We start from the raw sequence: 789 nt of genomic DNA on the forward strand, positions 1-789 counted from the left end.
CGCGGGCCTGCCGCCGGTGCCGCCGCCGCGCGGCACGGGCCGGGGCTTCGCGGGCGGGGGTCGTCCCGCCGAGGAGCCGTGCGTCGAGCCGCGCGGGGTCGAGCGGTTCGCCGACGCCACCCCCGACCTGCTGTACAGCGCCGACGTGCTGCTGGACGCCTTCCCCGACGCCCAGCTCGTCCAGGTGATCAGGGACGGCCGGGACGTGGTGGCCGAGATGCTCGCCGACGACGGCTGCCTGGGCTGGTTCCGGCCGGGCCTGTCGAACCTGGACGAGGTGTTCCCGAACCCGTTCCTCGGCGTGGAGGAGGAGAGCGAGCGGCTCCGCTGGCCGGGCGCCGCCCTCGCGGTCAAGTGCGCGCTGCGCTGGCGCGGGTCGGTGCGGCTGTCGGCGCGGCTGCGCGCCCAGACCCCCGAGGACCAGCTCCACACCGTCCGGTTCGAGGACCTGGCCGCCGATCCCCGGCAGATCGCCCGGGAGGTGTCGGAGTACCTGCAGGCCCCGCTGTCCCCGGGCGTGCTGGCCGGGCTCGTCCGGCCCGGCGCCCCCACCGACCCGAACGAGCCCGAGCGCCGCGTCGGGATCTGGCGCGACCGCCTCACGCCGCGCCAGGTCGTCCAGGTGGAGCGGATCGCGGGCAACGAGCTGGCCCGCCTCGGCTACCGCCTCACCGACTGACCGGCCGACCGGCTGACCGGCGGACGGCCGACCCGCGGACCGGCCGACCCGCGGACCGGGCCTCAGGCCCCCGGCTGTGCCCAGGGGCCGGCCGCGCCCACGTGCGGGAC

Annotated in this window: 1 protein-coding gene; it reads left to right on the forward strand. The window is 78.2% G+C overall.

Annotated elements, in window-relative coordinates; genetic code table 11:
- A partial coding sequence (locus DZF91_RS23015; protein ID WP_147341284.1) for a sulfotransferase family protein occupies window positions 1-679 on the forward strand: 679 nt, incomplete at its 5' end.
- Between the last annotated feature and the right edge of the window lie 110 nt (window positions 680-789).

It is taken from the genome of Actinomadura logoneensis, assembly GCF_003428695.1.
GTDB lineage: Bacteria > Actinomycetota > Actinomycetes > Streptosporangiales > Streptosporangiaceae > Spirillospora > Spirillospora logoneensis.